At 44.3% G+C, this 26,909-nt stretch carries 21 protein-coding genes, 2 tRNA genes and 1 pseudogene; 10 read left to right on the forward strand and 14 right to left on the reverse strand.

Translation table 11 applies throughout. From position 1 onward, the window contains the following. Nucleotides 1-3 precede the first annotated feature (3 nt). From F551_RS0108225 to F551_RS0108235, 3 genes are all read left to right on the forward strand, one after another. Complete coding sequence (locus F551_RS0108225; protein WP_026296735.1) at nt 4-1,086, forward strand: ribonuclease E/G; 1,083 nt, start codon at nt 4-6, stop codon at nt 1,084-1,086. After that, nucleotides 1,087-1,278, forward strand: coding sequence for a DNA gyrase inhibitor YacG (locus F551_RS0108230; RefSeq protein ID WP_018997023.1), 192 nt, complete (start codon nt 1,087-1,089; stop codon nt 1,276-1,278). 72 nt (nt 1,279-1,350) lie between these two features. Next, nucleotides 1,351-1,425 (forward strand) — tRNA-Phe (locus F551_RS0108235). A gap of 113 nt (nt 1,426-1,538) precedes the next feature. On the opposite strand, the gene F551_RS0108240 is transcribed toward F551_RS0108235, so the two are convergent. The 7 genes from F551_RS0108240 to F551_RS17495 form a co-directional block, all read right to left on the reverse strand. Beyond that, entirely contained in the window at nt 1,539-2,918 is a 1,380-nt protein-coding gene (locus F551_RS0108240) for an amidohydrolase family protein (RefSeq protein WP_018997024.1), read from the reverse strand. A 220-nt stretch (nt 2,919-3,138) separates the two neighbouring features. Next, nucleotides 3,139-3,951 carry an MBL fold metallo-hydrolase gene (locus F551_RS0108245; protein WP_018997025.1) on the reverse strand — a complete coding sequence of 271 codons (813 nt, stop codon included), beginning with the start codon at nt 3,949-3,951 and terminating at the stop codon, nt 3,139-3,141. 1 nt (nt 3,952) lies between these two features. Next, entirely contained in the window at nt 3,953-4,735 is a 783-nt protein-coding gene (locus tag F551_RS0108250; protein WP_018997026.1) for a TatD family hydrolase, read from the reverse strand. Beyond that, nucleotides 4,732-5,709: a hypothetical protein gene (locus F551_RS0108255; RefSeq protein WP_018997027.1), complete on the reverse strand. Its 978-nt coding sequence runs from the start codon at nt 5,707-5,709 to the stop codon at nt 4,732-4,734. Before F551_RS0108255 ends, F551_RS0108250 begins: the two co-directional genes overlap by 4 nt. Next, nucleotides 5,706-6,341, reverse strand: coding sequence for a dTMP kinase (gene tmk, locus F551_RS0108260; protein ID WP_018997028.1), 636 nt, complete (start codon nt 6,339-6,341; stop codon nt 5,706-5,708). The genes F551_RS0108255 and tmk overlap by 4 nt, the downstream gene beginning before the upstream one ends. A 3-nt stretch (nt 6,342-6,344) precedes the next feature. Further along, complete coding sequence (locus F551_RS0108265) at nt 6,345-7,484, reverse strand: D-alanyl-D-alanine carboxypeptidase family protein (protein ID WP_018997029.1); 1,140 nt, start codon at nt 7,482-7,484, stop codon at nt 6,345-6,347. Nucleotides 7,485-7,623: 139 nt separating this feature from the next. Next, entirely contained in the window at nt 7,624-8,973 is a 1,350-nt protein-coding gene (locus F551_RS17495; RefSeq protein WP_018997030.1) for a septal ring lytic transglycosylase RlpA family protein, read from the reverse strand. A gap of 342 nt (nt 8,974-9,315) precedes the next feature. On the opposite strand from F551_RS17495, the gene F551_RS0108275 reads away from it, so the two are divergent. The 3 genes from F551_RS0108275 (at nt 9,316) to F551_RS17505 (ending at nt 10,812) form a co-directional block, all read left to right on the forward strand. Further along, nucleotides 9,316-9,405: transfer RNA gene (locus F551_RS0108275), tRNA-Ser, on the forward strand. Nucleotides 9,406-9,541: 136 nt separating this feature from the next. Next, entirely contained in the window at nt 9,542-9,907 is a 366-nt protein-coding gene (locus F551_RS17500) for a DUF6538 domain-containing protein (protein WP_233355225.1), read from the forward strand. Nucleotides 9,908-10,209: 302 nt separating this feature from the next. Next, entirely contained in the window at nt 10,210-10,812 is a 603-nt protein-coding gene (locus F551_RS17505) for a site-specific integrase (protein WP_233355226.1), read from the forward strand. 171 nt (nt 10,813-10,983) lie between these two features. On the opposite strand, the gene F551_RS0108285 is transcribed toward F551_RS17505, so the two are convergent. The 3 genes from F551_RS0108285 to F551_RS0108295 all read right to left on the reverse strand — a co-directional run bounded on the left by F551_RS0108285 (nt 10,984) and on the right by F551_RS0108295 (nt 16,291). Beyond that, nucleotides 10,984-12,849 (reverse strand): 3-hydroxybutyrate oligomer hydrolase family protein, encoded by a 1,866-nt coding sequence (locus F551_RS0108285; RefSeq protein ID WP_081621169.1) that lies wholly within the window; start codon nt 12,847-12,849, stop codon nt 10,984-10,986. Between the two features lie 22 nt (nt 12,850-12,871). Further along, nucleotides 12,872-15,187, reverse strand: a complete 2,316-nt coding sequence (locus F551_RS0108290) for a TonB-dependent receptor (RefSeq protein WP_018997032.1) — start codon at nt 15,185-15,187, stop codon at nt 12,872-12,874. Between the two features lie 150 nt (nt 15,188-15,337). Next, on the reverse strand, nt 15,338-16,291 hold the full coding sequence (locus F551_RS0108295) for a helix-turn-helix domain-containing protein (RefSeq protein WP_169334129.1): 954 nt from the start codon (nt 16,289-16,291) through the stop codon (nt 15,338-15,340). 352 nt (nt 16,292-16,643) lie between these two features. On the opposite strand from F551_RS0108295, the pseudogene F551_RS17510 reads away from it, so the two are divergent. Continuing rightward, nucleotides 16,644-16,843 (forward strand): annotated as a pseudogene (locus F551_RS17510) (hypothetical protein); the annotation flags it as partial. Nucleotides 16,844-16,988: 145 nt separating this feature from the next. Here the strand turns inward: F551_RS17510 and F551_RS0108300 are convergent. From F551_RS0108300 to F551_RS0108310, 3 genes are all read right to left on the reverse strand, one after another. Continuing rightward, nucleotides 16,989-17,522: a YbhB/YbcL family Raf kinase inhibitor-like protein gene (locus tag F551_RS0108300; protein ID WP_018997034.1), complete on the reverse strand. Its 534-nt coding sequence runs from the start codon at nt 17,520-17,522 to the stop codon at nt 16,989-16,991. Nucleotides 17,523-17,622: 100 nt separating this feature from the next. Continuing rightward, nucleotides 17,623-18,441, reverse strand: coding sequence for a helix-turn-helix transcriptional regulator (locus tag F551_RS0108305; protein WP_018997035.1), 819 nt, complete (start codon nt 18,439-18,441; stop codon nt 17,623-17,625). 217 nt (nt 18,442-18,658) lie between these two features. Then, entirely contained in the window at nt 18,659-19,900 is a 1,242-nt protein-coding gene (locus F551_RS0108310) for an MFS transporter (RefSeq protein ID WP_018997036.1), read from the reverse strand. Between the two features lie 140 nt (nt 19,901-20,040). Here F551_RS0108310 and F551_RS0108315 point away from each other — a divergent pair, with 140 nt between their 5' ends. The 3 genes from F551_RS0108315 (at nt 20,041) to F551_RS0108325 (ending at nt 25,184) form a co-directional block, all read left to right on the forward strand. Then, complete coding sequence (locus tag F551_RS0108315; protein WP_018997037.1) at nt 20,041-21,621, forward strand: alpha-glucosidase family protein; 1,581 nt, start codon at nt 20,041-20,043, stop codon at nt 21,619-21,621. A gap of 60 nt (nt 21,622-21,681) precedes the next feature. After that, nucleotides 21,682-22,698: a LacI family DNA-binding transcriptional regulator gene (locus tag F551_RS0108320; protein WP_018997038.1), complete on the forward strand. Its 1,017-nt coding sequence runs from the start codon at nt 21,682-21,684 to the stop codon at nt 22,696-22,698. 209 nt (nt 22,699-22,907) lie between these two features. Then, complete coding sequence (locus F551_RS0108325; protein ID WP_018997039.1) at nt 22,908-25,184, forward strand: TonB-dependent siderophore receptor; 2,277 nt, start codon at nt 22,908-22,910, stop codon at nt 25,182-25,184. Between the two features lie 133 nt (nt 25,185-25,317). Here the strand turns inward: F551_RS0108325 and F551_RS0108330 are convergent. Beyond that, nucleotides 25,318-26,909, reverse strand: a 1,592-nt coding sequence (locus F551_RS0108330) for a putative PEP-binding protein (protein ID WP_018997040.1), incomplete at its 5' end; no start/stop codon positions are given.

The raw sequence follows: 26,909 nt of genomic DNA on the forward strand, positions 1-26,909 counted from the left end.
TCAATGTCGTCCGTTGAGATATTAGATGTAACTGAATATGTCTGTGACGTAATAGGTTTACGTGCGCGCGTCCTACACAATAAAAACGATCAAGCGGTTAGATTGCATCTTTGTCCTTGGAGTCGAAAAGGTATTGTCCCTCAACTGGGACAAATTTGGCGAGGTAAAATCAAATCGAAAGATCCAGGCGGACAGGGCTGTCTGGTCAACATTGGCCTAGAACATCCGGTATACCTTCAAACAAATAAAAATAGTCCTCCTGAGGGGGCATTTGTCGATATAAAAATAAAATCAGAACAAAGATGGGATAAAAGTGCCGTAGTTGTTCTAGAGACCGCTGGATCCAGTCTTGGAGAACAGTCTAAAATCGGATTGCTGGCCAATTCTGATGCTGATCCATTCTACCATGGTGTGAATGTAATCAAATCATCAAATTGTTCTGAAGCACCTTCTTTTGTGTTTGAGGCTATTGATCAAGCTCTTTCTTCAAGCTTCGCACTAAATGGTGGAGGATATATTCACATCGATAAAACCAAGGCATTGATTGCGATCGATGTCGACGCTGGCAGCCGGATCAATAAGGGAAGCAGATCAAATTTTGCATTCTCTGCAAATACTGAAGCTTTGGAGCTAATATGCTCAGCAATCAGCTTGAAATCCTTAGGTGGATTAGTCGTCATTGATTTTTTGAAGATGTCCGCCAAAAATCACAACATTGATGTTCAGAAGAAATTTCAGACCCAGCTCAACCACATTCTGGGTCGTAAAAGCCAAGTGGGAAATATTTCTCAATTTGGTTTGTTGGAAGCAAGTGTCGCTCACAAGTTTTCACCAATCGAATTTGTCATCGATTCATTGGGTGAGATCGAATGGTCAGTCATCAACATGTTCAAGCTCATTGAGTCAGAAGCCAAGATGAATTCAGGAAGGTTCTTTGTTTGCCAGGTCTCTCAAGACATTCATAGCTGGTTAGAGACTCCAACATTTGATTGGAAAACCAGCCTCATTGACCGAGTTGGGAATCGTGTAGAATTTGAAATCGACAATGACTTGAGTAAAACAGAATACACAATTGGAATGAGATAAATGTCACGTATAAAATGCGCAAATTGCGATAAAATTTCAGAAGAAAACAAATACAAACCGTTTTGTTCAAAACGTTGCGCTGATGTTGATCTGAATCGTTGGATGAAAGGAAGTTATGTAATCCCTGGAAACAGTTTGGAAGTGACAGAAAATGTACCAATTTCAACTTCTTCACAGGATGATGAAATATAATTGAAATAAACCGTAGACATACTCAATTCACTTGATTATACATCGCGGCTCAACATTGTTGTTGGTGCTCGTGCCCGGGTAGCTCAGGGGTAGAGCAGAGGATTGAAAATCCTCGTGTCGGTGGTTCGATTCCGCCTCCGGGCACCATCACAATGTTTGAAAATTACTTCCCACAAAAATTAAAGCGCAAAGCCGCCATGTTTAAAAACTTGGAGATTGCTGCCGACTTAATTAAGTTGAACCACCACAACTAAACACTTTTAACGGTGCGCTGTTTCCATAAAGATATTTTCTATATCTTTTCTGGAAAGCCAAGTTCCAGATGAATAAACCCCGCTAACAGACGATATGTTTTTGATGTTAGTGAGAGGATTTTCATCCAGTAGAATAAAATCCGCTCTATATTCTGGACGTATGATGCCGGAAATTTCTTGTTCACCAAGGTATTCTGCAACATTTACTGTTGAAGCTCGTAGGACTTCATATGGCGAAAGCCCAGCATCTAACATTAAATCAAATTCTTGTTGCAACGAAAACCCGGGTACAAGAGTACCAAAGCCATCTGTGCCCGTTAGCAACGAAACACCAGCATCATTTAGATCTTTTGTAAGTTTGAGCATGATCTCGAAATTGTGTTTGATTTCCTGAACCGTCAATGGAAACCCATCTTCTTGATAGGGGTTGGTCTCTTCACTCAACCAATAATCTTTTACGTCTTTTGGTAGAAATCGCATCATTTCATTGAATCTAAGTTGATGGAGCTGATCATCATCGGCCCAAATAGGAAGAGTGGCGTAAACGATAAGAGTTGGGTCTATAAAAGTGCCCGATTCAGCAAAAGTTTTAGCGATTGAGGTGCGATATTCAGAATTGGCTAGCTTCTCTACATTTGCTCGGTAAGCTTTGAGAAAGCTCTCCAAATCATTGGCTTCAACAAAGGTATCATCTGGAGCCACATATAATAATTCTTCTACATGTTCCAAGATATCAAGCTGGAGAGAATCATTTATTGGCCGTTTGTGTTGGGAGTGACCACCAATTCGGAGATTTCGTTTTCGTGCGCCAGAGACCAATGCATCAAAGACTTCTGATGATAAATCACCATGCACTTTGATTAGGTCATATTTGTGCTCTTCATGCTGCTCCAGTATCGATGTGACTGCTGCCAAGTCAGGGACTTCTTCTTTGTGTAATTGCGGTCCACTGATCAGGTATCTTGGGCCTAGCATGTCTCCATTTTGGACTTTCTCACGAAGAGCCACGTGGTCATATTGCCCACTTCCATCAGAAAGGCTCATGTTAAATACGGTTGTCACACCGTTGGCCAAATACAATTTGAACATTTTTGCTGGGTCCCATCGGATATGAACATGCATATCAGCCAGGCCAGGCATCAAGTAACGACCATTTCCATCTACATGTATGGAAGCACGTATATGACTTGATTGAGCTTGATCTACGATTGCAACAATCTGACCATTCCTTACGGCAACGGCTTGATTGGGATTAACTACTTCAACATCCATCGGGATAATATTGACGTTTTCAAAAATGTAATCGGCTTCTACAGGGGGAGGGTTATGAGTCACACACCCAATTAGTATCACACTAAGTAGAGTAGTTCCGATCAAACGTAGCATTATCGGCATCCTTTAAAACTAGCAGAGATTATCTTGAACCGTTCAAACCCAATGACACCGTATTTGAAAAATTAGTCTACGACTAGCTTGAAACCCCCACCAGAACGCATAATCCACATTATGTGAAATTGAACATTTTAAACATCAGTAAATACAATAGAGTACAGCCAATTTGTAAAACTGTAGAAAGACGACTAAATGCTAACCTTATAAGTTATTACTAAAGCTCAGCGTCTATTTCCATCCCATCAAATGCTGGAACTACATTCTGCGGAAGTTCAGCACACAAAGTCCGATAATCCATATCTATATGCAGATTTGTAAGGATCGCCTGCTTAGGTTTTATGCGCTCTATCCACCCAAGAGCCATGTCCAAATGCGCGTGAGACGGATGCTCACTGTATCTCAATGCATCAACAATAAAAGTATCTACACCGCTGAGTGCGTTCAATGTTTCCTCAGGCAAATCCATAGTATCATTGCAATAAGCGATTGGTCCCATCCTAAACCCTAAAGATCTGATTCGTCCGTGCTGCTGATACACAGGGAGCAGTTCCAATTTACCTCCATCACCATCGATCGACAGAATTTTTCCAATCTCGATACAGTTACTGCCATCCAAAATTGATGGGTAGCCTCCCGCCCCATGAAAACAATAAGCAAAACGGTCCATCAAGGACGCCGCGGTCGGTTTGTCCATAAACACTGGTAATCGCATTTTATTTGAATATGCGATGGCTCTTAAATCATCTATTCCGTGAGATTGATCGGCATGATCATGAGTATAGACAACTGCGTCTAATTTTTTCACTTCAGCTGCCAGCAATTGTTCTCGCATATCTGGCGAGGTATCAATTAAAACTTGGGTAGGCTCGATGCCACCACTTTGCCACCTGCGAACCAATACAGAGCAACGCAAACGCCTATTTTTTGGTTCAGTGGGGTCACAGGCACCCCAATCACCATTTATGCGAGGTACACCGCCGGATGAGCCACATCCGAGTATTCTGAGCTGTAATCGATCATTCCCCATTTTACGTTACCCGCCCAAACAGCCGCATACAATTCTCTGTGGTCAATTGCGCTGCCTCCTCCATAGTAAGACCTCGCAACTCTGCAAAAGCTCTACACACATCTACAAGATAACCAGGCTCATTGCGTCGTCCACGATAAGGCGTAGGCGCAAGGTAAGGACAATCTGTTTCTAAGATAATTCTGTCTAGCGGCATTATCTCCGCTACCGCACGAACATCATTAGCTTTTTTGAAAGATAAAATTCCAGATACTGAAAAATAAGCATCCAGGTCAATTGCACGTTTAGCTAACTCCACTCCCGAAGTGTAGCAATGCATAAGAGGTTGGAATCTACCTTTGTGCATTTCTTCTTCTAGAATATTCCCCATCAATTCGTCAGCCTCACGGCTATGAACGATGAGGGGTAAGTTCGTCTCTCTTGCTGCTGCAATGTGTTTTCTGAAGCTAGATTCCTGCAATTCAATTTCACTATATCCATAGTGTAGATCGAGCCCAGTTTCACCGATACCGCAGACTTTGGGGTCTTGAGCCAACTCGACGAGTTCATCAGACGTCAGATCTAAATAATCTTTCGCATAATGCGGATGAACTCCCACTGAGCACCACATGTCGTCATGACAACCAGTAAACTCTCGGATCTTAGAAAAATTATCCATTTTATCGCATATAGATATAAATCGGTTCACTCCCAATTCTCGGGCACGGACCAAAACTTCGTCGCGGTCATCATCATATTGTTCACCATGCAAATTGATGTGGCTATCAAACAAATTAAGGGTCATCGACTAACTTGGCGTCCTGTTCTTTGAATTTGCATGATGGCATTTGCCACCGCTTGAGATTTATCTTGGTTCAGTGCCTTTGTTTCGGCCGCCAGAGCTATCAGACTTTCATGAGTTTGGGCCCACGCACCGGCTGCTATAGCACTGTCTGTTTTTTTTGCTGCTGCATAGGCAACACTGCATAAAGAACTAAACGCTGCATCAAATGCCTCTGGCGACTTCGACGCACTAGAGATGACTTCAGACAATTGTTTAAAATCTATACCTGAAGGTCGTGAAGCTGCCGATTTTGCAATTCGGGCTGCTTGTCTTGCATCAGGTGATTTCAATTTTAAGGCAATACCCGGTCGACCTGGAGCATAACTCAGAGTATCTTTTGCCTCATCTGGAGATAAACCAATCTTTTCCAAGGCATGTTGTCCATTGGATTGATCTAACAGGTCCATCCTCAATACGCGACAACGACTACGGATCGTTGGTAACACTTGTGCTTCACCGTGTACCACGAGAATGATGAGACACTTGGGAGGAGGCTCTTCCAGAGTCTTCAAAATAGCATTTTCACCATTTCTGTTGAGTTCATCGAGTGAATCAATAATAGCAACACGCCATCCACCCATAGCTGGCCGGAGTGAGAAAAACTTGATCAATTCTCGTAACGAGGAAACAGGTATCTCTGCTTTTTGTTTCCCTTTATCGTCGAATGGACGTTGAATTATGCGTAAATCCGGATGAGAATCATTCAGCATCAAATGCGCTATATGGTCTGAATCATCTACGTTTAGTGAATTGCTTTTTCCAGACAGAATGGCCGCAGCAAATTGCATGGCTAGTCTAAATTTCCCAATGCCCCTTGGACCTTTAAACATCCAACCATGGTGCATCCGGTTAGTAGACAATGCATCCTCAAGCTCGGCTTTTGCTGTTTCGTGACCATAGACTGGACCGAATGAATATTTTTGTACCTCACTCAATGTAAATCAAACCGCTCATCTATAATTTTAAGTGCTTGGTTCAAAACTTCATCAGGTGATTGTCCTGCATCCAAAACATGACAACGTGTCGAATATGTTTCACCTAAGTTTCTGAATGCTTCTCTGACACTTTTATGGAAGCTTAAGGGTTTGCTTTCAAAAGCATCCATCGGGCCATTTCTAGCTTCTCTACGTTTAACAGCATCTTCAACGGGCATGTCCAAGATCAATGTCATATCAGGCTGAACGTCTCCAACACTTATCTGATCCAATTGCTCTATTATCTCAGAAGACACACCGCCGGCTACTTGTTGATATGCGCGTGTTGAATCAGTAAAGCGGTCACAAATCACCCAATCACCACGTTTCAATGCAGGCGCTATTATTTTGTCCAGATGATCCGATCTGGCCGCAAAAAAAAGTAAAGTCTGCGTGAGCGCACTCCAACCATCGTCACTCTTAGGATTTAATACCAAAGACCGTATCTCTTCACCACCGATCGAGCCACCGGGTTCTCGGGTTAAAACGACATTAATACCATGTTCTGAAAGCCGCACTTTCAAAAGCTGAGCAAGAGTAGATTTTCCTACTCCTTCACCGCCCTCAAGAGTGACAAACCGACCGTTCTGCATGAATTATCCACCAATCCCCATTCCCACGAGCACTCGTTGAAAGAACCCCATCTTGTCGACTGTTTCCGCTAAGACAGCGTCAGACACCACATCCTTCATACCTGGACCTGACACGATAATTTTCCCAACAACATCACCTTCAATCAATGGCGCTTTTAACGGTCCATCATAAACAACTTCAACTTTGATATCGCGAATGCTGTCAGCGTGCAGTGCAGCCTTCATCAATTCTGTAGCCTTTAGTTTAGCCGTTTTCTTAGAACCTAGAAAAACATCGACTTCACCAACGATTTGGTCATGTTGCACCACTTCAACAATCTTAAAATCTACGAAGGCAGCTCTCATCACACGTCTAGCTTCTGACGCTCTATCAGCTTTACTCTCCATACCATTCAAGACGATGATACGTCGTTTTCCATCTCTAACAGCTGAACCAACTAACCCATAGCCGGAAATGTCTAGATGGCCCGTTTTTAGTCCATCAGCACCTTTTACTTCTCCTAAAAGGGGGTTTCTATTGGGTTGGCGTATTCCGTTCCAAGTAAATTCTTTCTCATTGTAAATAGAATAAAACTCAGGAAAATCCGTGATTGTTAGATAAGCCAGTTTTGCTAAGTCTGCGGCGCTAATTCGATGATTATCTGAATAGAGCCCGGTTGCGTTTTCAAAGCTTGCACTATCAAGACCCAGCTCATGTGCGCGACGCGTCATTTCTTCCGCAAAGGCTTCTTGAGAACCACTTATGTTTTCAGCAACAACAATACACGCATCATTTCCTGATTGTATTATAATTCCTCGCAAAAGATCAGCAACGCTTACTTTAGATCCCAACTCAAGAAACATTGTTGAACCACCCGAAGCAGCACCACCTTCGCGCCAAGCTCTCTCGGAAACAACAAACTCATCTTCCAATGATAGACGACCATCCCGTATACGTTCAAACACGATGTATGCCGTCATAATCTTCGTCATTGAAGCAGGGATGAGCGGAACTTCACCATCCTTGGAATAGAGGCCCAAGCCTGTATCCGCGTCCATAATATATGCGTAATCAGCTTTAGTATTCAAAACATCAGCATCAGCAGCAAGTGAGCTCATGGCTAGAAGGGACGTAGCAGCTAAAAAGGAAGAAATAGAGCGCATGTGTTACCTCGTTCTCATCTGGTATTATCTCCAGAAGGATAGCTGACCAATTGAGCAGCAATTAGGCACACAAAATCAGTTCAGCCGGAAACGTCAATGTTTCCGGCTGAAAGAAGTATAAGTTTTGTCGAAAATCTGCCTAGTTAGACACAATCATCGTTTCAAAACCTCGACCAGCGAGCTGCGACTTCACCTTAGAGGCCTGTTGGCGGGAAGACCAATTCCCAACATAAACCTTAAATAAGTCACGACCGTTGATTCGAACTTCTTTGACTGACACTCTGCCGTAATCGTGCAATTTAGCACGAAGGGCATGGGCGTTTCCTAGATCTCCAAATACACCAGCTTGAAGAACAAATTCATTTTGAGAAACAGCTCGACGCGGGGACTGAGGAAGTGCAGCCAGCATTCTTTTGACTGGGTTCTCAGTTTTATAACTTGCTTTCATCAAAGGTGCTGATCGCTGTGATGAACGCCCCTTAGCAAGAGTGCGACGTGCTTCGTCTACATATTTGGCAGGTACAGTGTTGTGAGCTTCTGGAGCAAACCCCATATACTGAACTCGAACTTTTGCCGTTCCATTGTCTTTATAACCAAGCACAGTGGCTGATTGTTTTGAAAGATCGATTATCCGATCATCTACAAATGGACCACGATCATTGATACGCACGACTATGCTACGCCCGTTTTCGAGGTTTGTGACTCGAGCCAAGCTTGGAATTGGAAGTGTTGGGTGCGCCGCAGTCAGCGCGTCTTGATCAAATACTTCACCTACAGCGGACAGTTTTCCGTGAAATTGCGGCCCATACCATGAGCCCACACCCACTTCATCATAATTTGGTTCAGCAAAAGGAACATACCAGCGCCCCGCTACTTCATAAGGTGCGCCGATTTTTTGTTCAGCAAAACCTTTAGGTGGCGCAGAAGCCAAAGTAACTCCACGTGCCCTCACCTGTTTACTTGTAGGCATTCTCATTTTCTGAGATACTTTTGCGGCGACTTTATGTGAAATATTCGATGCTGTTTGTTTTGCTGAGCGCCCTACTTTGGATGCCACTCTAGCTGCTGTGGCACGGGCATCAAAGGCCCCTGCTGTCAGCGCTGGGTCGCGCGGCGGTATATAGGTCGCTCCAGAAATCTTCTGTGCTTGTTCAAGAGTTACAGCACTTTTCGAAGAAGAAAACGCCATCGGCTGGGCACCGGCTGAAAGCCTTGTTGCACCATTGGCACCGTATGACATGTTAGGTTGATCTGGATATCTGAACTCAACGCGCTTTCCACCGCCCTGAACGCGAGTCGACTGAACAGGTGCAGAAGCATATTGAGTATATTGAGATGAAGCACCTGCAAAAGTTATTGGTGCTCCTGCCTGACTTTGAGCGGCTGCTTGCGGAGCAACTGCTAAAGAAGCGATTCCTACTGCGCTAAGCGCAACATATTTCATTTTAACAAAACGCTGGGCGTTTTGAGATAAAGTGGCTTTTGCCATGGGTCTGGTCTTCCCTTTGTTTTAAAAGGTGAGCCCGGGAATTTTTTCCTCAAGCCCTCCGCTCTTTTGGCGGGTATGAGAACAAACTATCAAATGAAACTGGATTATTGGTTAACTAAAGCGCCAAATTTCCTAACAATTATGGTTACTTAGCTGTTTACCTTAACAACAGAATATCAAATTTTAGGAACTCAGGTTAATGCGCAGAACCGCCAAAATGTGCGAATTCCCATGATTTGAAGGCTTTTATGATTAACAAGAACTGGAACATTCAATTTTTTTCGAAAAAAAAGTAAGATTTCCCTTTGCAAATAAATTTAGTTTATGTATGAACAGCGCCTCGGAGAAGTGGCAGAGTGGTCGAATGCGGCGGTCTTGAAAACCGTTGAGCCTTTGCGGGTTCCGGGGGTTCGAATCCCTCCTTCTCCGCCATATGGACAATCTTCAAGAAAATAATATCCTTTAATTTCAACTTCCTAATGCATCTGAGAGACTTCAGAATGCAAAAGTTCCGAAATTTGCTGCACATTTTGCTACACATTTTGCTGCACATTGGGGGATTCGAACTGTGACTATTGTTAAACGCACAAACACCTATCAATTAAGGCGCAGAGTCCCCAAACGTTATAAAGCAGTTGAATCTCGAGAAACTATTTGGATCAGCCTTCATACAGATTCACAGAGCATTGCAAAAAGAAAAGCGGTAGATGCTTGGGAAGAGCTTCTTCAATCATGGGAAGCCAAGCTCGCAGGTTCCTCTGATCATGCCCAAGAAAGATATGATGCAGCACGGGAATTAGCTAACATACGTGGCTTTAGCTATATGGATGTCAGTGCAGTCTCAAAACTGCCTCTAGAGAATTTGTTAGATAGAATAGCTCAATCAAGCCAAAGCAAGGTGAGCCCGACGCAATTGAAGCAAAAGCCCTTTTAGGTACTGTAGAAAAACCCAGCTTTTCAATTACACAAGCGCTCGAGCTGTATTGGGAACTCTCGAAAGAAAAAACCATCGGTAAAAATGCAGATCAATGCAGACGATGGAGAAACCCAAGAATAAAAGCGATTAAAAACCTAGTTAATGAAATCGGAGACAAAAAATTAAGTGAGATCACTCGAGACGATATGCTCGATTTTCGGCAATTTTGGCTAGAAAGAATTCAAACGGGGGAAGTCACCGCAAACAGTGCCAATAAGGACCTAATACATATTGGGGATGTCTTAAAAACCATCAACAGCATGAAACGCCTGAATCTTGAATTGCCTCTTGGAGAGCTTTCTTTTAAACAGGGAGAAAAGAACACGCGTCCTCCTTTCAGCGTTAGCTGGATAAAGAACAACATTCTTGCAAACGGTGCCCTCTTGCACCTCAACGATGAAGCAAGAGGTCTCCTAATTGGGATGATCAATACAGGTTATCGTCCCTCAGAAGGTGCGACACTGACTCGACAAACTATATTTTTGGATACAGCAATTCCCCATATATCTATTGAGCCTAACGGTCGACAACTCAAAACGCCCCATTCTCGTCGAAAAATCCCTTTAACTGGCGTTTCTCTTGAAGTTTTTAGAGAATTTCCTGATGGGTTCCCTAGATATAAAAAACAGTCTGCACCGAGTGCGACAATCAATAAATTTCTTAAAGATAACGGGCTCCTAGAATCTCCTCAACACTCTATGTATTCGTTAAGACATTCTTTTGAAGATCGGATGCTTTCTGCGGGCATAGACGAAAGAATTAGAAGAGACATTTTTGGACATACTCTAAACAGAGAACGGTATGGTCATGGTGCATCTCTCGATCATGTAGCTCTATTATTCAGCTGTAGCGTTTGTAGATAAAAAGCGCATAGCACTAGCAACTTCCTTCAAAATCTTATCTTCTTTGTTGGGATGGGATTTATCATCTTGCTCTACAACACTTATAGAACCTGGTGCCCTCGCCGTTATGCTCAAAATGAACAAAAATTCTGCCACCAAACAAGCGTCACAAAGTTTTACAAAAGTCTCGGTTTACGCAGGAATCCTGAGTTGATTAGCTCGATTGGTAATTTCATTTTCGCCGGGATTATCAGTGAGCACTGGCACATCACTGCTACTTGTTGCCTCGGCCCGTAAGGTTCTTAGGACCTGGCTTGGTGGCAACGTAGAACCTGAAAACAAGTGTTGTCGCGCTACAGTCAGTGCTTCAAAAAACGCTGGCAAAAGCGATGTGTAACGAGATGAAAGTTCCGGCATTACCAACAATGCATCGAAGTGTTGCCCCGATTCATGTTCGTAATATCTCAAATGCTTGGTATTTGTTCCTGAGGCGAACAAGGAGGCTACATAAGCGCGAGACGAATGGTCAACGGATATCAATGAATCACATCGCCCATGAATAATGATAGTTGGCTTCTCTTTACCGTGAGCATTGGCGAAGGTTTCTTTTGCACCCGCGCGAACGCGGCGACCAGAAAACCCTCCTTTTGTTGCAAGTCTTCTTAGCTCGATCGCATCTTCCAAACTTGGATGTATATCGCGATTTCTATAGATTGTTAAGGCCCCGCCACCGGGGGAAAGCCCCCCACTAAGTGCGCTATAGAAGCGGATCGTCTCTGGTGTCTCTGGCCCAAGGCAGTCTAGTTGTTGCCCCAACTCATCGGTTTTAGCGAGATGGACGGAAGCACCGATGGGATCTGAGTGAACGGGATAACGTCCGTTGGCACAAACGAATGTGTGACTGACGGACGGCCAAACCTGCATGAAAGACATAGCGTGCAAGAGATGATCTGATTGGGATAAGAACCCAACCATATGTATTTTTGACAAGGCGTCTTCAGCCCGCTCACAAGACGTTCGTCCGGATAAAACATGACGTCTTCCAAGTTCTCTAGACCAATTCTCCAACCGCGTTTCATTGGACAAGTTGACTGCTGCGAAGGGGCTATTGCGGAGGTCTGGAGCCAAAAGAGCGGCAGGAACAAGTAAGTTCATTGCCGTGGAATAATCGAGGAGCGACCTTCCAGGCTGCTGAAGCAGCCGATCGCCGACAATGACTTGGAAAGGATCTCGAGAGCACGGTGTAACGTTGGGCTCAAGAGCAACAACACCGTCTAAACACCCGCGGTCGTCTTTTTCCATCGCCTTCAAAACCGCTCCGCCACCGTTTGAAACACCTGCAGCGATCACCGCTAACTCATCGCACCCTTGAATGCTTATTGACCGATTATTGCGACCAGTTATTCGCGCAATAGAGTACTCAGCAGCCGCGATGACCGAATCCGGCCAAGATGCTTCAATATTATCTTCGCTATGAGCATGCTTCAGGGCAATAACGTCAGAGTTGGACTTGCTGAATCGCTTGAGTGCTGAGGATTTAGGTAGCCGAAAGTTTGTTGGCGAGTCTTGGTCAGCGATCGGCTCAAAGTTTGGAGCAAAGCAAGTATCGGGGTTTAGTATTTGAACGCCGCCTGTTCCTTTATCGCAAAGCGCTACTGCACACCCGGACGAAAGTGCCCAAGCCCCTACATCTCCGATCGCACCTGTTACACCCCTCGATCCCGATGACGGCGCAACGATAAGCGTAGGACGGTCGGTGTCAAATGCTTTCGGGATAAGTAATTTGACTGTAAAAGCATGCGCCCATCCCTCAAGCTTAAGGAGGCAAACATGCTCCCATCCTTCAACTTTTTCGAATGCATTTGAGAGGAAATGATCGTCGCTCGAAACATTGACAAGATCTCTGATGTCTTTGTGGATCGCCGCCATTCTGGGCGTAGCGTTCTCGGGCAAATCCGAAGACCTTAATCCACTAAACCCTAACCCCGCAGTCAACAAGTCATCTGTGCTAGAACGCAGAACTGGCTCTGCTTCCCACACGATACTCCACGTACTCATAGCTAATTCCTAATTGACAGGCTTAAAAGCGATAGATCAAACGCAGATCATATGTTCGCGGTGCGCCATAAAAACCGGTTTCGACACCTGGGAAAGCGGCCAAATTAAACCCCTGAACAAGTATGCTCTCATCCCCAATATTGCGGATACCTGCTCTTACTTCCCAGCGATTGTCAGGAGTCTTGACAGATGCAAATGCGTTAGACAGCCAATACGCATCCTGTCGAAGGTTTGTTGAGTCTGTGACCTCGTTCGCATAAGAGTCGCGATAAGCTAAATCTCCATGCAATGTAGCTTTCAAGGAGGGACCAAGGTCAAATTCATAGGTTGCAGCAAAGCTTCCACTGACCTCAGGCGTGTTTACAAGATCGCGATCACTTACGTCTGTTCTGACCCCGCCGACTAGAATTTCAAACTCGTCATACTGGGCGTCAAGTAAGCCAAGAGACATAGACAAGGTCAAGCCGTCTGCAGGCTTCGCAAGTAGCTCCAACTCTAGCCCTTGAATTGTTGCAGCAGCCGCATTTGTAAACAAGTCTACGAAGACACCAGATACTGGGTCTGCACCGAAAGAAGTTACCTGGATATCGGTATAGTCGTTGAAAAAGTATGCAGCATTGGCAACGAGATGACCATCATACCAGCTCGATTTTGCGCCCGCTTCATATGCCCATACGAATTCGGGTGCAAATGGCTGAAACCCAAAGTCGCTATTGGCGCGCCCTGAAAACCCGCCGCTCTTAAACCCGCGTGATGCAGACCCATAGATCAATAGATCTTCGGTCGCTTTGTACGAAAGCGACACTCTCGGCGTGAAGGCTTCAAAATCATCTTCGCCCTGAATAACAACACCCGGCGTCCCAACACCGCTCAAGAAAGAAGGTGTGTCTTCAATAACCGATACGGCCGGATCGAAATAGTTCTCAAAACGGCGAGAGGACTCTTTATTCTCAATCGTATAACGTGCTCCCAAGCCAAGACTTAGGCGATCGCTTAGATCATAAGAGAGATCTCCAAACACTGCGTATGAATCGGTGATCTGATTTGTGTCAGCAAGTGATGACGTGGCCAAACCAAAGACTGTGACCGGGAACCCGAATAAAGCTGCTGACAAATTATCAACACCGCTGAGCGTTAAATCATCATCATGGAAATAATAGAGCCCGCCCGTAAAAGTAAGCCTCCCCCGATTGTCGTAAGCAGCTCTTAGTTCTTGGCTGAACTGAGATTGTTCTTGATTTAGATATACATCTAGCAGTTTCAGAGGAGATCCGTCCGTGTCCAAGTTCAATTCAAAATCGAAGCTACGATACGATGTGATTGACTCGAGGGTCCAGGCCTCTGTGGCGTCTAAACTCGCACGCACGGTCACGCCATAAGCATCGATGTTGGACAATCCCCCGGCATTTACGCCGACTTGAAAAGGATCTTGAGAAGCAGCAAATGTTTGCAGTGTGGCCGGAGCACCGTTAGGGTCAGGAATGCCCGTTACGGATGTTCGACGCGATGGATTACGTGAGGTATCAGGTCGGTCCCGGCGAACATCCAACGTAATATCAAAGTCAAAACTATCATTCGGAGTGAAGTAGAGGCCGGCACGGCCGGAAAGACTGTTGACGTCACCATCATCTCGTTCTGTAAAGACATTGGTATTGAATCCGTCGCGCTCGGAAAATGCAAACGCCCCTTTTGCATAAACACGCCCCGCTATAAGCGGACCGCTAAGTCGCCCTTTTGCAATAACTGAGTTAAAGTTACCAAATCCAATTTCGGCATATGCCTCCGGCGTATCCGTTGGTCGCTTGGAGACAAACTTTACGGCCCCCCCAATTGTGTTCCGGCCATATAGTGTTCCCTGAGGGCCTCGAAGTACTTCCACCCGTTCGACGTCGAAAAGCTCTAAAAAGGCAGCCTGTGAGCGCGCAATGAATACATCGTCTACGTAGACGCCAACACCTGCATCCGCGAAAGCGAGACTGTCATTCTGCCCAACCCCGCGAAGATAAACAACCGCGTTTGACGCGTCGCCCTCATCAAAATAGAAGTTCGGTGTTACGTATTGCAGGCCCGAAACGTCATCCGCTTGCAAATCAGAGATTCGCCCTTCACCGAAAGCGGAGACCGCGATGGGGACCTCTTGCAGTGATTCAGCGCGTCGACGAGCGGTTACGACGACTGTATCTAGACGACCTTCATCTGCTTTTTCTTCTACTAAAGTTTTTTCTTGAGCCATTGCTGGATGTGCTAGGCTGGAAAGGGCTATAATTGAGGCTCCTATCCAAAAGTTGACAACTCTTGATTTGTCCTTGATCTCTCTGGCATAAGGCTTACGGCTCATCTGTTTTCTCTCCCGAATGTCTCCGAGCTAACGTCGGAATTACATTCTAGATACCAATCACTGAACCATATTGGCCATGACGAAAACGATCTTCGATAGGTAACAAAATCGCTCAAATGTAGGCAACAAACATTCTACATGGGGCATTCATCAAGTGCTTTGCAATTGCTTTTGATACGCCGCAGGCGTCATCCCTACCCAGTTTTTAAAGGCGCGTGAAAAGCTGCGTACATCTGAATAACCGAGGGACATAGCAACTGATGTTGGTGTTTCCCCCGCTCTTAAGAACCGCTGAGCTCGAGTTTGCAGCATTCGAGATCGTAAGTCACGAAACCCGACATTTTCATCTGCGAGTCGTCGGCGCAGTGTTGCCAAACTGACTCCAAGGTTGGACGCAACAATTTGTTGATCTTGTGGACCTGCCTCTAACGCTTGTAAAACGAGTTCAGACCAGGACCTCGCTTGATGATGCACGTCGCCATGTTGGACTGCGTCAAAAATACTGAGATAAGCGTTCTCATCTATTTGTTTGACCTCGAGATCAGCAATTCGGCCATCATACTCGATGCTGTACGTTTCAGCGTTAAATTCAATACGAGCCCGCATATAGTTTAGAAAAGCACCTGGATCTTGGGTTGGACTTCTCTTGGTTGTAATTTTAATAATCCGGTTAGCTAGCGACGCACCCGTCAGTTTTTCGAACAAGCAGTGAAGTGAAAACAATATGCTTTCAATGAACGCATTACTAAGGCCTTGAAATCTCGAAGTTGTGTAAGGAAAATCCGTGTCGTCAATCTTGTAAACAAGGCGCTTCGCAGTCATGCTAATACTATTGTATGAGCCTCCATGCGCAACATTGTACCCCTCCGCTAATCTATGAAAGACGTCCTTTAAGGCAGTACCTTCGGAAACGCTGCCAACAAGAAACGGGGTGGTACCAACCATGATTTGCCTAGATGACCCTTTACAAGTTTCATCGTCTGAAGCTTCTACCAGGCAACGCAAAAGCCGATTATATTCCATAATAACCAGTGTGTTGTTTTCCGCGGAATTGAAAAGGGACGCCGGTAGTTGCAATTCTTCAAGCAAGCGAGATTTGTTCAAACCGCACTCGAGAATCAAGGGTTCAATAAAAGCAAAGTCATGATGTTCTAAGCGAAGTGGCACGAGGCATCCTTGGCATCATAGTTTCCACAAGTTAGACTATTTTTGTAGTTGGGAGCAAGCTGTTCGGATCACCAAAACGAGATTCCAACGAAGTCCCCTGCCCTAATTCGCTGAGTTTATACCCATTTTTCAGACACACTGCGCAAGAAAATAGTCGTGTTGCGCGAAATAGAAAAAGCAAGTTGAAGCAGCATCGGATCTTCCAATACCAACCATTGATCCAGATGCTCGCGCTATGGCTTCATCTGGGAACGGGACAAATGTTATGGGTTATAATGTACAGAGTGTTGAAGATGCCGAGCATCCATTTGGCACGATCAAATCACAGATGGGGACGCACCATTTTCCTACCAAAACACTGAAAATATCAAAACAAAGATGAGTTTACAAATTTTGGCTTACAATCTGAAGAGAATGATCTCCATCTTCGGTGCCGCTCCCCCTCATCGAGAAGGTGAGTACCTTAATTTAAGGAAACTCATGAACTAAAATCACGACATTATGAAAACTGTCGCTAAGTCTTTTTGCGGCCTCGGCCCCAAACGGTCTGATGAACATTTATGTAAATAAAAGCGATTGTTGGATTAATCCAACAAACGCTTTATTCGTTTTAGTATGGCGTTAATGCATGTTATTAGCGTGTATAGACTGCAGTGATGGTAGATGATGCTATGCTATTTGCATTCACCATATAGCCTGCTAAGGCATTGCTGACTGTGCCGTCCATCTCCAACATCGTATCTAAAGCATGAATAGTAAACTGGTAACGGTGGACCTCACCTACAGGGGGACATGCACCACCAAACCCCTTGGAGCCATAATCATTCGATAGCTCGATGACATTCTTAGGGAGCTCATTACCGCTTTTTAAGGATGAAACATCAGCCGGGATATTGAAGGCAAACCAATGCCACCAACCAGAACCTGTTGGCGCATCAGGGTCATACACAGTAATAGCGAAGCTCTTAGTATTCTTTGGCACACCAGACCAAGATATTGACGGAGCTAAATTTCCTCCACTACAACCAAAACCTTCAAAGACCTGTTCGGAAGCCAGCTGCTTGCCTTCTTCTATGTCTGTGCTGAATAGTTTTAATTCTTCAGCTGACGCGGCACAGTTTGTTAAAGCGATGAGGGACACACAGGCACTTGCTACTAAAGACTTCATATCAAATTTTTCCTTGTATTGATTAAGTGACTACTCTCTCAATACTAGTTTTTTTAATCTGAGGTCTTCCGAATTTCATTCAAATAATATCGAATTTCGGTCAAAATAATGACATCCTTATCTCTTTTGGGCTGATTTTAAATCTTTTTCGAAAAGAATCTGAAAAGTGAGACGGAGTTTTAAAGCCAGATTCTAATGCGATTTCGGAGATGTTTTTTGAAGTTGTTTGTAATAAAATCAGCCCGCATTCCAGACGAGCATCAAGAAGAATTTTTGCAAACCCTTTTCCGGAAGGCCCAAGCCACCTTCTAAATGTTGCTTCACTCATAGAGAAATGTTTAGCAACTTCTGCGGCCCTCCATTCAAAGGTTAAGTCCGTTTCGATTAGTTTTCGAACTTTGCTATTTGGCTGGTTTTGAAATTTTGTTGGCAGCACAATACCGATACTCTTCAACCAAATAAGTGGCTCGATCAATCTATGGTGTAGTATGCTTTGCGGTAGGTCTTCTTGCTTCAGTGTAGTTATCAACACGTCCAGTACTCTTTGGGGGGCATGAGGTGTAGAAGGCACATGCTGGAGCTCATCAGAAGGTGCTGTATATTGCGTACCAGTAAAAACGCTTTCAATTAGATCCTGTGAGTATGAAATGCCTATTGCACGATATGATTGGTCTACTTTGGGCTTGTTCTCAATTGTTAACATTACGCCAGAAGGACAAATTAACAGATCACCTTCCTTGCATACAACACTGTCTAGGGGGGAGTTCTCAACTCGCTTTTCACCCTGTTGAATAAAGAATAATGAAGTTTGACGAAAATATAAGTCTTTGAACGTAGCAGCCGTTGCCTGTGTGATAGGTAAAACTGATACTTGTTGTTCAGTCGAAGAATCTATCAAATAGTGGGCAGCGCGCATCATAATTGGCCTTTTTGTCAGACGAGACGTTCACAACGCAAAGAAATACAACTTGATATACAATAAAGACAATTTTTGAATTTCCACTTTGGGCGAATAGTTGCCCTAGCAGTGCTAAAATAATCATTACATAAACGAAAGTGAGTGGACAACAAAAATACCGACGCGGCATTGGTTACAATCGTGAGTAGGCGTTGCAAATCTGTATGCTGGATCTAATCTAGATCGATTTAAGATCTACCTGTGTTTTATTCAACCGTCTCAAGAAAAAGACGCTACAGACCAGTGCTAGAGTTGGAATCACAACACAGTAGAATGCGTTGATACCCCCAATTTTTTCAAATATTTGACCAATTATGAGAGAACCAAATGTTCCGCCCAACGCAGAAAACACAACAATAAGCCCAGACATTGTCGATTGAGACTTTCCGGGCAGCGCACTTAACACCACAGAGTTTATTGCTGGATATATTGGAGCCATAAACAAACCAATCAAAGGGAAAAGATATGCAGCCAAAGGAGCATTCAACCAATTTATAGCTTCATTGGCCTGCGTGGATTTCGCTAGAGGCATTGTAATGAGAATTAGGGCTACAATTGCAAGGATGCAAAAGTTCAGTAGTGGATACCAATTTATGATTTTTAATAATCCACCTGCACCAAACCTTCCAGCTGCTAACGCTAAAGCGAAAATGCTTGTTGCTTGAACGCTCATAGCATGTGGCAAATGCAAAACTTCATTGTTGAAAGTGGGAAGCCACGTCCCAATACCCTGCTCTATTAAGACGTATAAAAATGCCGATATCAAGAAAACCAAGACGAGGGGCAAATAAAGCAATTCCAACATTTTCTTGAAATCGTTAGCAATTTTGTCTGTTGATGGTTCTACTTCTTCCTTTGGCATTTTTATAATCAAGGAAAACAGAACCATTGCCAAACCAATGGCACCTAGAACTGGATACACATTGAGCCAACTATATGATGCTGGATTTGCAGAATCTATAAAGAAGCTAAACATCCAATAGCCGCTCAAAACGCCGAGCATGAACACCCCTTCTGTAAAATTCATAAGGCTTGCGTGTTCACTAGTATTTTGAGAGAGTCGGCCGATTAGGGAGTAAACCGATACTTTGATGAAGGCAAAACTTACACCAGTAAGTGCAAACATAACTTTCGTGGTGCTGAAGGATGGCCACAGCCATATAACAAATGCCCCCAAAGAAACGAGCGCAAACGCCAATGCTAAAGATCGATTAAATCCCCATACGGGAATTCGAGATGCAATAAAAAAAGACACAATAGCAATTGGTAAGTCTTTAAAACCCTCCAAAACACTAGCTTCAGACTTTTGAATGCCAAAAGACGCTACAGATTGTAAAATTACCGTGCCGACGCTGTTTAGCAGAATCCCAAACAGAAAATAGGCGGAAAACATAATTCCCAGAATGGCAAACTTGCGCAATGTATCAACTCCCCTTGAATTTATTTAATCGCAACATCTTTTGCGTTTTATGTACGATACGATAGCGCAATCGATTGCGCAATCCTTTTTTTTGCTGCATACTCAGCTTCGAAACTAATTTTAGACACAGGAATTTCAAAATGGATTGGTGGCGAGGCGGCGTAATTTATCAAATTTACCCTAGAAGTTTTTATGACTCAAATAATGATGGTGTTGGAGACTTAGAAGGTATTCGTCAAAAGCTTTCCTACCTGAAAGAACTTGGAGTTGATGGAGTATGGGTGTCCCCATTCTTTAAGTCTCCTATGAAAGATTTCGGATATGATGTCTCGGATTATAGAGATATCGATCCAGTTTTCGGAAACATGGAAGATTTCGACAAACTTATCACTGAGGCACATTCTCTTGATCTAAAAGTTATTGTCGACCAAGTTTACTCCCACACATCTGATCAACACCCTTGGTTTAAAGAAAGCCGAAAATCAAAAGACAATGACAAGTCTGACTGGTACATTTGGGCTGATGCGAGACCAGATGGCGGGCCTCCAAATAATTGGATCTCTTTATTTGGCGGCCAAGCATGGTCGTGGGATTCACGTCGCCAACAATACTACATGCACAATTTTCTAACCGAACAACCGGATTTGAATTTTCACAATCCTGAGGTTCAAAAGGAAATATTGGATATTGCTAAATTTTGGCTTGAAAAAGGCGTCGATGGGTTCAGATTGGATGTTGCTAATTTCTATTTTCACAACCAAAAACTGCGCGATAACCCTCCCAAGTCTGAACAGGGTGGATTTGCGCGACCATATTGGCATCAACGACACCTTTATGACCGCAGTCAGCCAGAAAACTTGAAGTTTATGGAAGATATAAGAGCGCTGACAGACTCTTATCCTAACAAAATGACGGTCGCAGAAATTGGAAGCGATTCCTATATTGAAAGAAGCAGCGAATATTGTGAAACTGGTCGTCTCCACACGGCTTACAATTTCATGCTTTTAGAAAATGGCCCCCTCACCCCTAAACTAATTAGAGATGCACTCGAAAGTTGGACAAGCGATACTTCATGGCCAAGCTGGTCTTTCTCAAACCATGATGTAGTTCGCTCTTTAACAAGATGGGGAGAAGAGAATGCAACGCCAGAATTTGGGGGCATGTTGCTTAACCTGCTCCTCTGCCTGAAAGGCACTATTTTTGTGTATCAAGGTGAGGAATTAGGACTTCCTCAAGCTGAAGTTCCCTTTGAAAAATTACAAGACCCAGAAGGTATTCGTTTCTGGCCAGATAGCTTAGGTCGCGACGGATGCCGAACCCCAATTCCATGGGAGAGTGATCAAACCAATGCGGGTTTTAGCGAGATTGAACCTTGGTTACCTGTGCCTCATTCCCATGCAGAATTAGCCGTATCCCAGCAATCCAAGGATCCGAATTCGACTCTAAATGCATTCAAGGCATTGACGTATATACGGAAAAACACCCCAGAACTTATCCATGGTGATATTGAATTCTTGAACACACCTGATCCGATTCTTGCATTTAAACGAGAATGGAATGAAAGCATAGTAATGTGTTTCTTCAACCTTTCTAACGAACAACAATCAACAGACCTACCATCTGGAACATATACCCAGATCAACACTCCCAATGCTGGACACATTGAACTGAACAGTTTGGTTTTACCTCCATTTAGTTCAATATTATTAAAGGGAGTGTAGCCTAAAGCTAAAGGGAGCTCTCTATTCGATTGCTCCCTTTTAACCTCTAGAGAGAAGCTTATGAACAACAAATCAACAATCACCATGTCTGACATTGCTCGAATCGCTGGGGTTGCAGAATCTACCGTTTCTAGAGCTCTCACTGGTAGCAATCGCGTTTCCCAGGAAACCAAGGACCGGATTAAGGAGATCGTTGAGAGTACAGGCTATAAGATAAACACTAGAGCTCGCGCATTACGCACCCAAAAGAGCAACACCATTAAAGTTGTTATCCCTATTTCTGATAACAATAAACAACACTTTTCAGACCCTTTTTTCAGTGAGCTTATAGCTTCCATTGCCGACAATCTTTCTAGCCGCGGTTATGATCTTCTATTGTCTCGCTTCCTTCCGTGGACAGACGATGCCAGAACCGCAACATCTGCATTTGAACCCGACGGCACAATATTTATTGGTCAAGGTAGAACACCAGAACTCTTCAATAATCACGCTGAAACAGGAGCAAAATTTGTGGTTTGGGGTGCCCATTTGGAAAACCAAAATTATGCAGCAGTGGGAACAGACAACAGAGAGGGTGGAAAAATTGTCGGAGAACATCTTTTCAAATTAGGCCGAAAACGAATTGTTTTTCTAGGAGATGTTAGACACACTGAAATTGGATTGCGACATGAAGGATGTGTGGATGCCTTTAAACGATTGAACCACGGAGCAAACACTTTAACAGTTGCGACATCCTTTGACGCTCAATCAGCTTATGAGACCACAAAGGACCTACTCAGCAATGGACTTTGGCATGATGCCATATTTGCCGCTACAGACGTCATTGCTATTTCCGCGATGCGCGCGGTTCAAGAATTAGGCTTCCGTATTCCTGACGACATATCCATCGTTGGATATGATAACATCATGATGGCATCAAGCTCTTCTCCATCTCTTACAACAATCCACCAAGACATAGACTTAGCTGCCGACGCACTCGTTTCAAAACTTTTCAAAGTCATGAATGGAGAATCCGTAGAATCTGAAACGCTCAACACAGAGCTTATGATACGGTCGTCGTGTGGAGCGCTAAAATAAAACTGCGCAAGTTTGCGCAAAAATAACGCCTATTGTTGCAACAAAGTTACTAATATTGCGCTCATCTAGAAAATACGAGGGTTAAATCATAATTATGTTGCGCAATCGATTGCACTTTTGAACTTGCGCACCTTAAATAGCAGTCAGGGCGAGAACCAATCGCCCCTCAACACAGATCATAAATACTGATATTTATCTGGGAGGATAACGTGAAAACTAGCCAATCTAAGTTTGCAGCATCACTGATCGCAACCACTGCCCTATTCGGCTTTACTTCAATCGCAACAGCACAAGAGCAAGAAGCCACGACTGAAGATCAAAGCTTTCAAGAAACAATTATTGTTATTGGCACTCCTGGCGGCGCCGGCACATCCCGTCAGGATGCAAGTTTTGCTGTTACTGCAGTATCTGAAGATGACATTGCACGGCTCTCACCACAAAATGCTTCTGATCTATTGAAGATCATTCCGGGAGTTTGGTCAGAAAGCAATGGTGGTGCTGGTGGTGCAAACATTGACGTGCGCGGACTACCGGGCGGAAGCGACTCTCCATTTGTGTTATTCACAATCAACGGGTCTCCCATCTACGGTACAAACATGCTGTCCTTTATGGACCAATCCGTACTCTTCCGCGTTGATGAAACGATTGCCGGTGTAGAAGGCCTAAGAGGTGGACCAAATGCTATTTTTGGTAAGGGTGAGCCCGGCCTAACAGTAAACTTCAACCTTAAAGAAGGTGGACCGGAAACTGAAGGACGCTTTAAATACACAACGTCCGACTACGGCCTTCAAAGAGTAGACGGTGTTTTAAGCGGCGAAATTTCAGATGACCTATACTATATGATAGGTGGATATGTTTCTTCATCCAAAGGCATTAGAGACACTCAATTCCAATCTGAAGAAGGCCACCAGTTCACATTGAACCTTACCAAAGAACTGTCCAATGGTGATCTCAACTTCTTCGTTCGCACAACCAATGACCACACACCTTGGCACGTTCCATTCAACCTCAATGGTGGATTTGACCCAGGCACATTCATACAACTTGGAAACGAAACTCGTTTCAGAGAAATCACTGTAAATGCTGCGGGTGATACAGAAACTTTCGATTTTGCTGATGGTCGTGGATTTGATGGCACCGTTGCAGGCGGAAGCGCAGAAATAGATCTTGGCAATGGCTTCACACTGAGAGACAAATTTACGTACACTAAAGCCAGTGTAGACACTCTAGGATTTGTTGCAGCCGGAACAGCTGTGCAAGCGGGTGCCCTAACATCCGGAGCCACGCCAATCGTTACCGGTCCAGTCCAAACGACAGCAGGTCAAACGCTATCCGACACTGATTTCGTTCAAACATACGGACACTGGGTCGTTTTCAAAGATATTGATGCACTCATCAATGACTTGAGCATCAGTAAAAACATTGGTTCTCACGATCTAACAGCCGGATTGTATTCAGCCACTTGGTCAACAAAAGACAGATGGCACCTTGGAAATCCAATTGCTGTACACAACGCACATAATGGGTCCCCTCTTGCAGGTGTGACTCCAACAGACATCGCAAATGCTGGGGGGAATGCAGGCTTTTCTTTTGGACTAGTGGAAAGTGGTGATGCAACGTCAACAGCATTCTACCTTGCCGATAGTTGGCAAATCATAGACCCACTACGCTTAGATGTAGGGTTAAGATACGAGAATGCTGAAATCGACACAGTTGTTGACACTGGTCCAGGGTATGCAGACGGCACTATTGATACAAACTCTACTTTAGACCTAGAAGAAACATCATACACTGTTGCTCTGAACTATGACTTTAGTGATGATTTAGCTACCTTTGTTAGATACACTGACGGTTACACTCTACCTGATTTTGATGACATTCGTGGTGGATCACCACAAACACTGGACATCAATCAAACTGAAGCTGGTCTTAAGTTCAACAACGGTACATTCCAAGTTTATGCTACTGCATTTATGACAGAAACAACCAACTTCCTTAATGTTGTTGGAGGCACTGGTGCCCAAAATTTCGAAACTGAATCCCTTGGTGTCGAACTTGAAGGTATCGCTGAACTTGGAAACTTTGTTGGTAGAGTTACAGCCACTTTCCAAGATACAGAAATCGTTGCTGCCAATAACGCAGCTGTGGTTGGAAACAAAGTATTACGTCAACCAGATTATCAAGTACGTTTCTCACCTTCCTACACAATCGAAGGAAGCGGTTTCCAAACGACAATTTATGGTGGACTTTCTTTGGTAGGCGAACGTTTTGGCAATAACGGAAATACAGTTGTACTTCCTGAATATGAAAAGTTCGATCTAGGTATTCAAACCCACTTCAACAATGGCGTATTCTTCCAAATCCACGGTGATAACCTGAATGACTCAGATGGCATTACTGAAGGAGACCCTCGTAACCCAACAGCACCAAATGGTCGTCCGATCTTTGGATCTTCTGTTAAATTATCCATCGGTTACGATTTCTAGAACCGACCTCCTACTTAGTCGATAAGATTCATTGTAACTGTCCCAACAATGATGACGACTTAGTTTCCTTGCCTCCATTGCTCCCAGCATTGGAGGCATATTTTTGTTTAAATAACACTCAAAAAACTTATGCTCATGTCAGCGCCGCATGGGCAGCTGCTAGTCTTGCAACAGGCACACGGTATGGAGAACAAGAGACATAGCTCATGCCGAGACCGTGGCAGAAGGCAATCGATGCTGGGTCACCACCATGCTCACCACAGATACCGATCTTGAGATCAGGCTTAACTGAACGACCACGCTCAGCACCAATTTTCACAAGCTCACCGACACCTTCAATATCAAGTGTGACGAATGGGTCTTTTTCATAAATGCCTTGGCTTTCATAATCACCAAGGAAGCGCGCAGCATCATCACGCGAGATACCCAAAGTTGTTTGCGTTAGATCATTCGTTCCAAAGGAGAAGAACTCAGCTTCCTGCGCAATATCATCCGCACGTAGTGCAGCACGTGGCAGCTCAATCATAGTTCCAACAAGATAATCGATTTTGATATCGCTACTTCCCAGCACTGCATCTGCCATTTTGACAATGCGAGCCCTCATCAATGCCACTTCATCTTTGGTAGCGACAAGTGGAATCATCACTTCAGGAACCGGCGCAACACCCGTTTCTTTTGCAATGTTCACTGCGGCTTCAAAGATTGCGCGCGCCTGCATTTCATAGATCTCTGGGTAAGTGACACCCAAACGACATCCACGATGGCCCAGCATTGGGTTGCTTTCATGTAACTCGGACGCACGGTGTTTCAGATTATCCAATGACACACCGGATTGATCTGCAACTTCCTGCATTTCTTCATCAGAGTGCGGCATAAATTCGTGTAATGGTGGATCCAACAAACGGATATTGCACGGCTTATCGCCCATAATGCGGAAGATATCTTCAAAGTCTGAACGTTGCATTGGAAGCAATTTCTCAAGAGCCGCTTTACGCCCCTTCTCATCACTCGCCAAAATCATCGCCCGCACAACTGGAATACGGTCTGCATCAAAGAACATGTGCTCTGTGCGACAAAGACCGATCCCCTCAGCACCAAAGTTTTTCGCAACTTCAACATCAGCAGGTGTTTCAGCATTTGTGCGGATAGACAATGTACGCGCCTTATCGGCCCATTCCATAATGCTACCAAAATCACCAGAAAGATCTGGCTCGATCATGGCAACTTTGCCTTTAAAGACTTCACCTGTAGCACCATCAACAGTCACAATGTCACCGCGCTTTAGCGTCGTGCCAGCAACAGAGACTTCACCAAGCTCTTGATTGATACGCAGAGAACCAGCACCACATACACATGGACGTCCCATACCACGCGCAACAACAGCTGCGTGAGATGTCATCCCACCGCGCGCAGTCACAATCGCTTTAGATGCATGCATACCGTGAATATCTTCTGGGCTTGTTTCGATACGAACAAGAATAACATTCTCACCCTTAGCCGCTTCATCAGCAGCCTCATCAGAATCAAACACAATCTTACCAATGGCAGCCCCTGGTGAGGCAGGAAGACCTTTTACAAACACCTGACCGGCAGCCACAGCTTCAGCTTTTGCATCTTGGTCAATCATTGGGTGAAGTAGCTGGTCTAATTGTGCTGGCGCTAAACGCAGCACAGCTTCATTTTCAGTAATGAGGCCTTCTTTACACATCTCAACAGCCATGGCCA

Origin of the sequence: Hirschia maritima DSM 19733 (assembly GCF_000378345.1) — a bacterium.
GTDB classification, from domain to species: Bacteria; Pseudomonadota; Alphaproteobacteria; order Caulobacterales; family Hyphomonadaceae; genus Hirschia; species Hirschia maritima.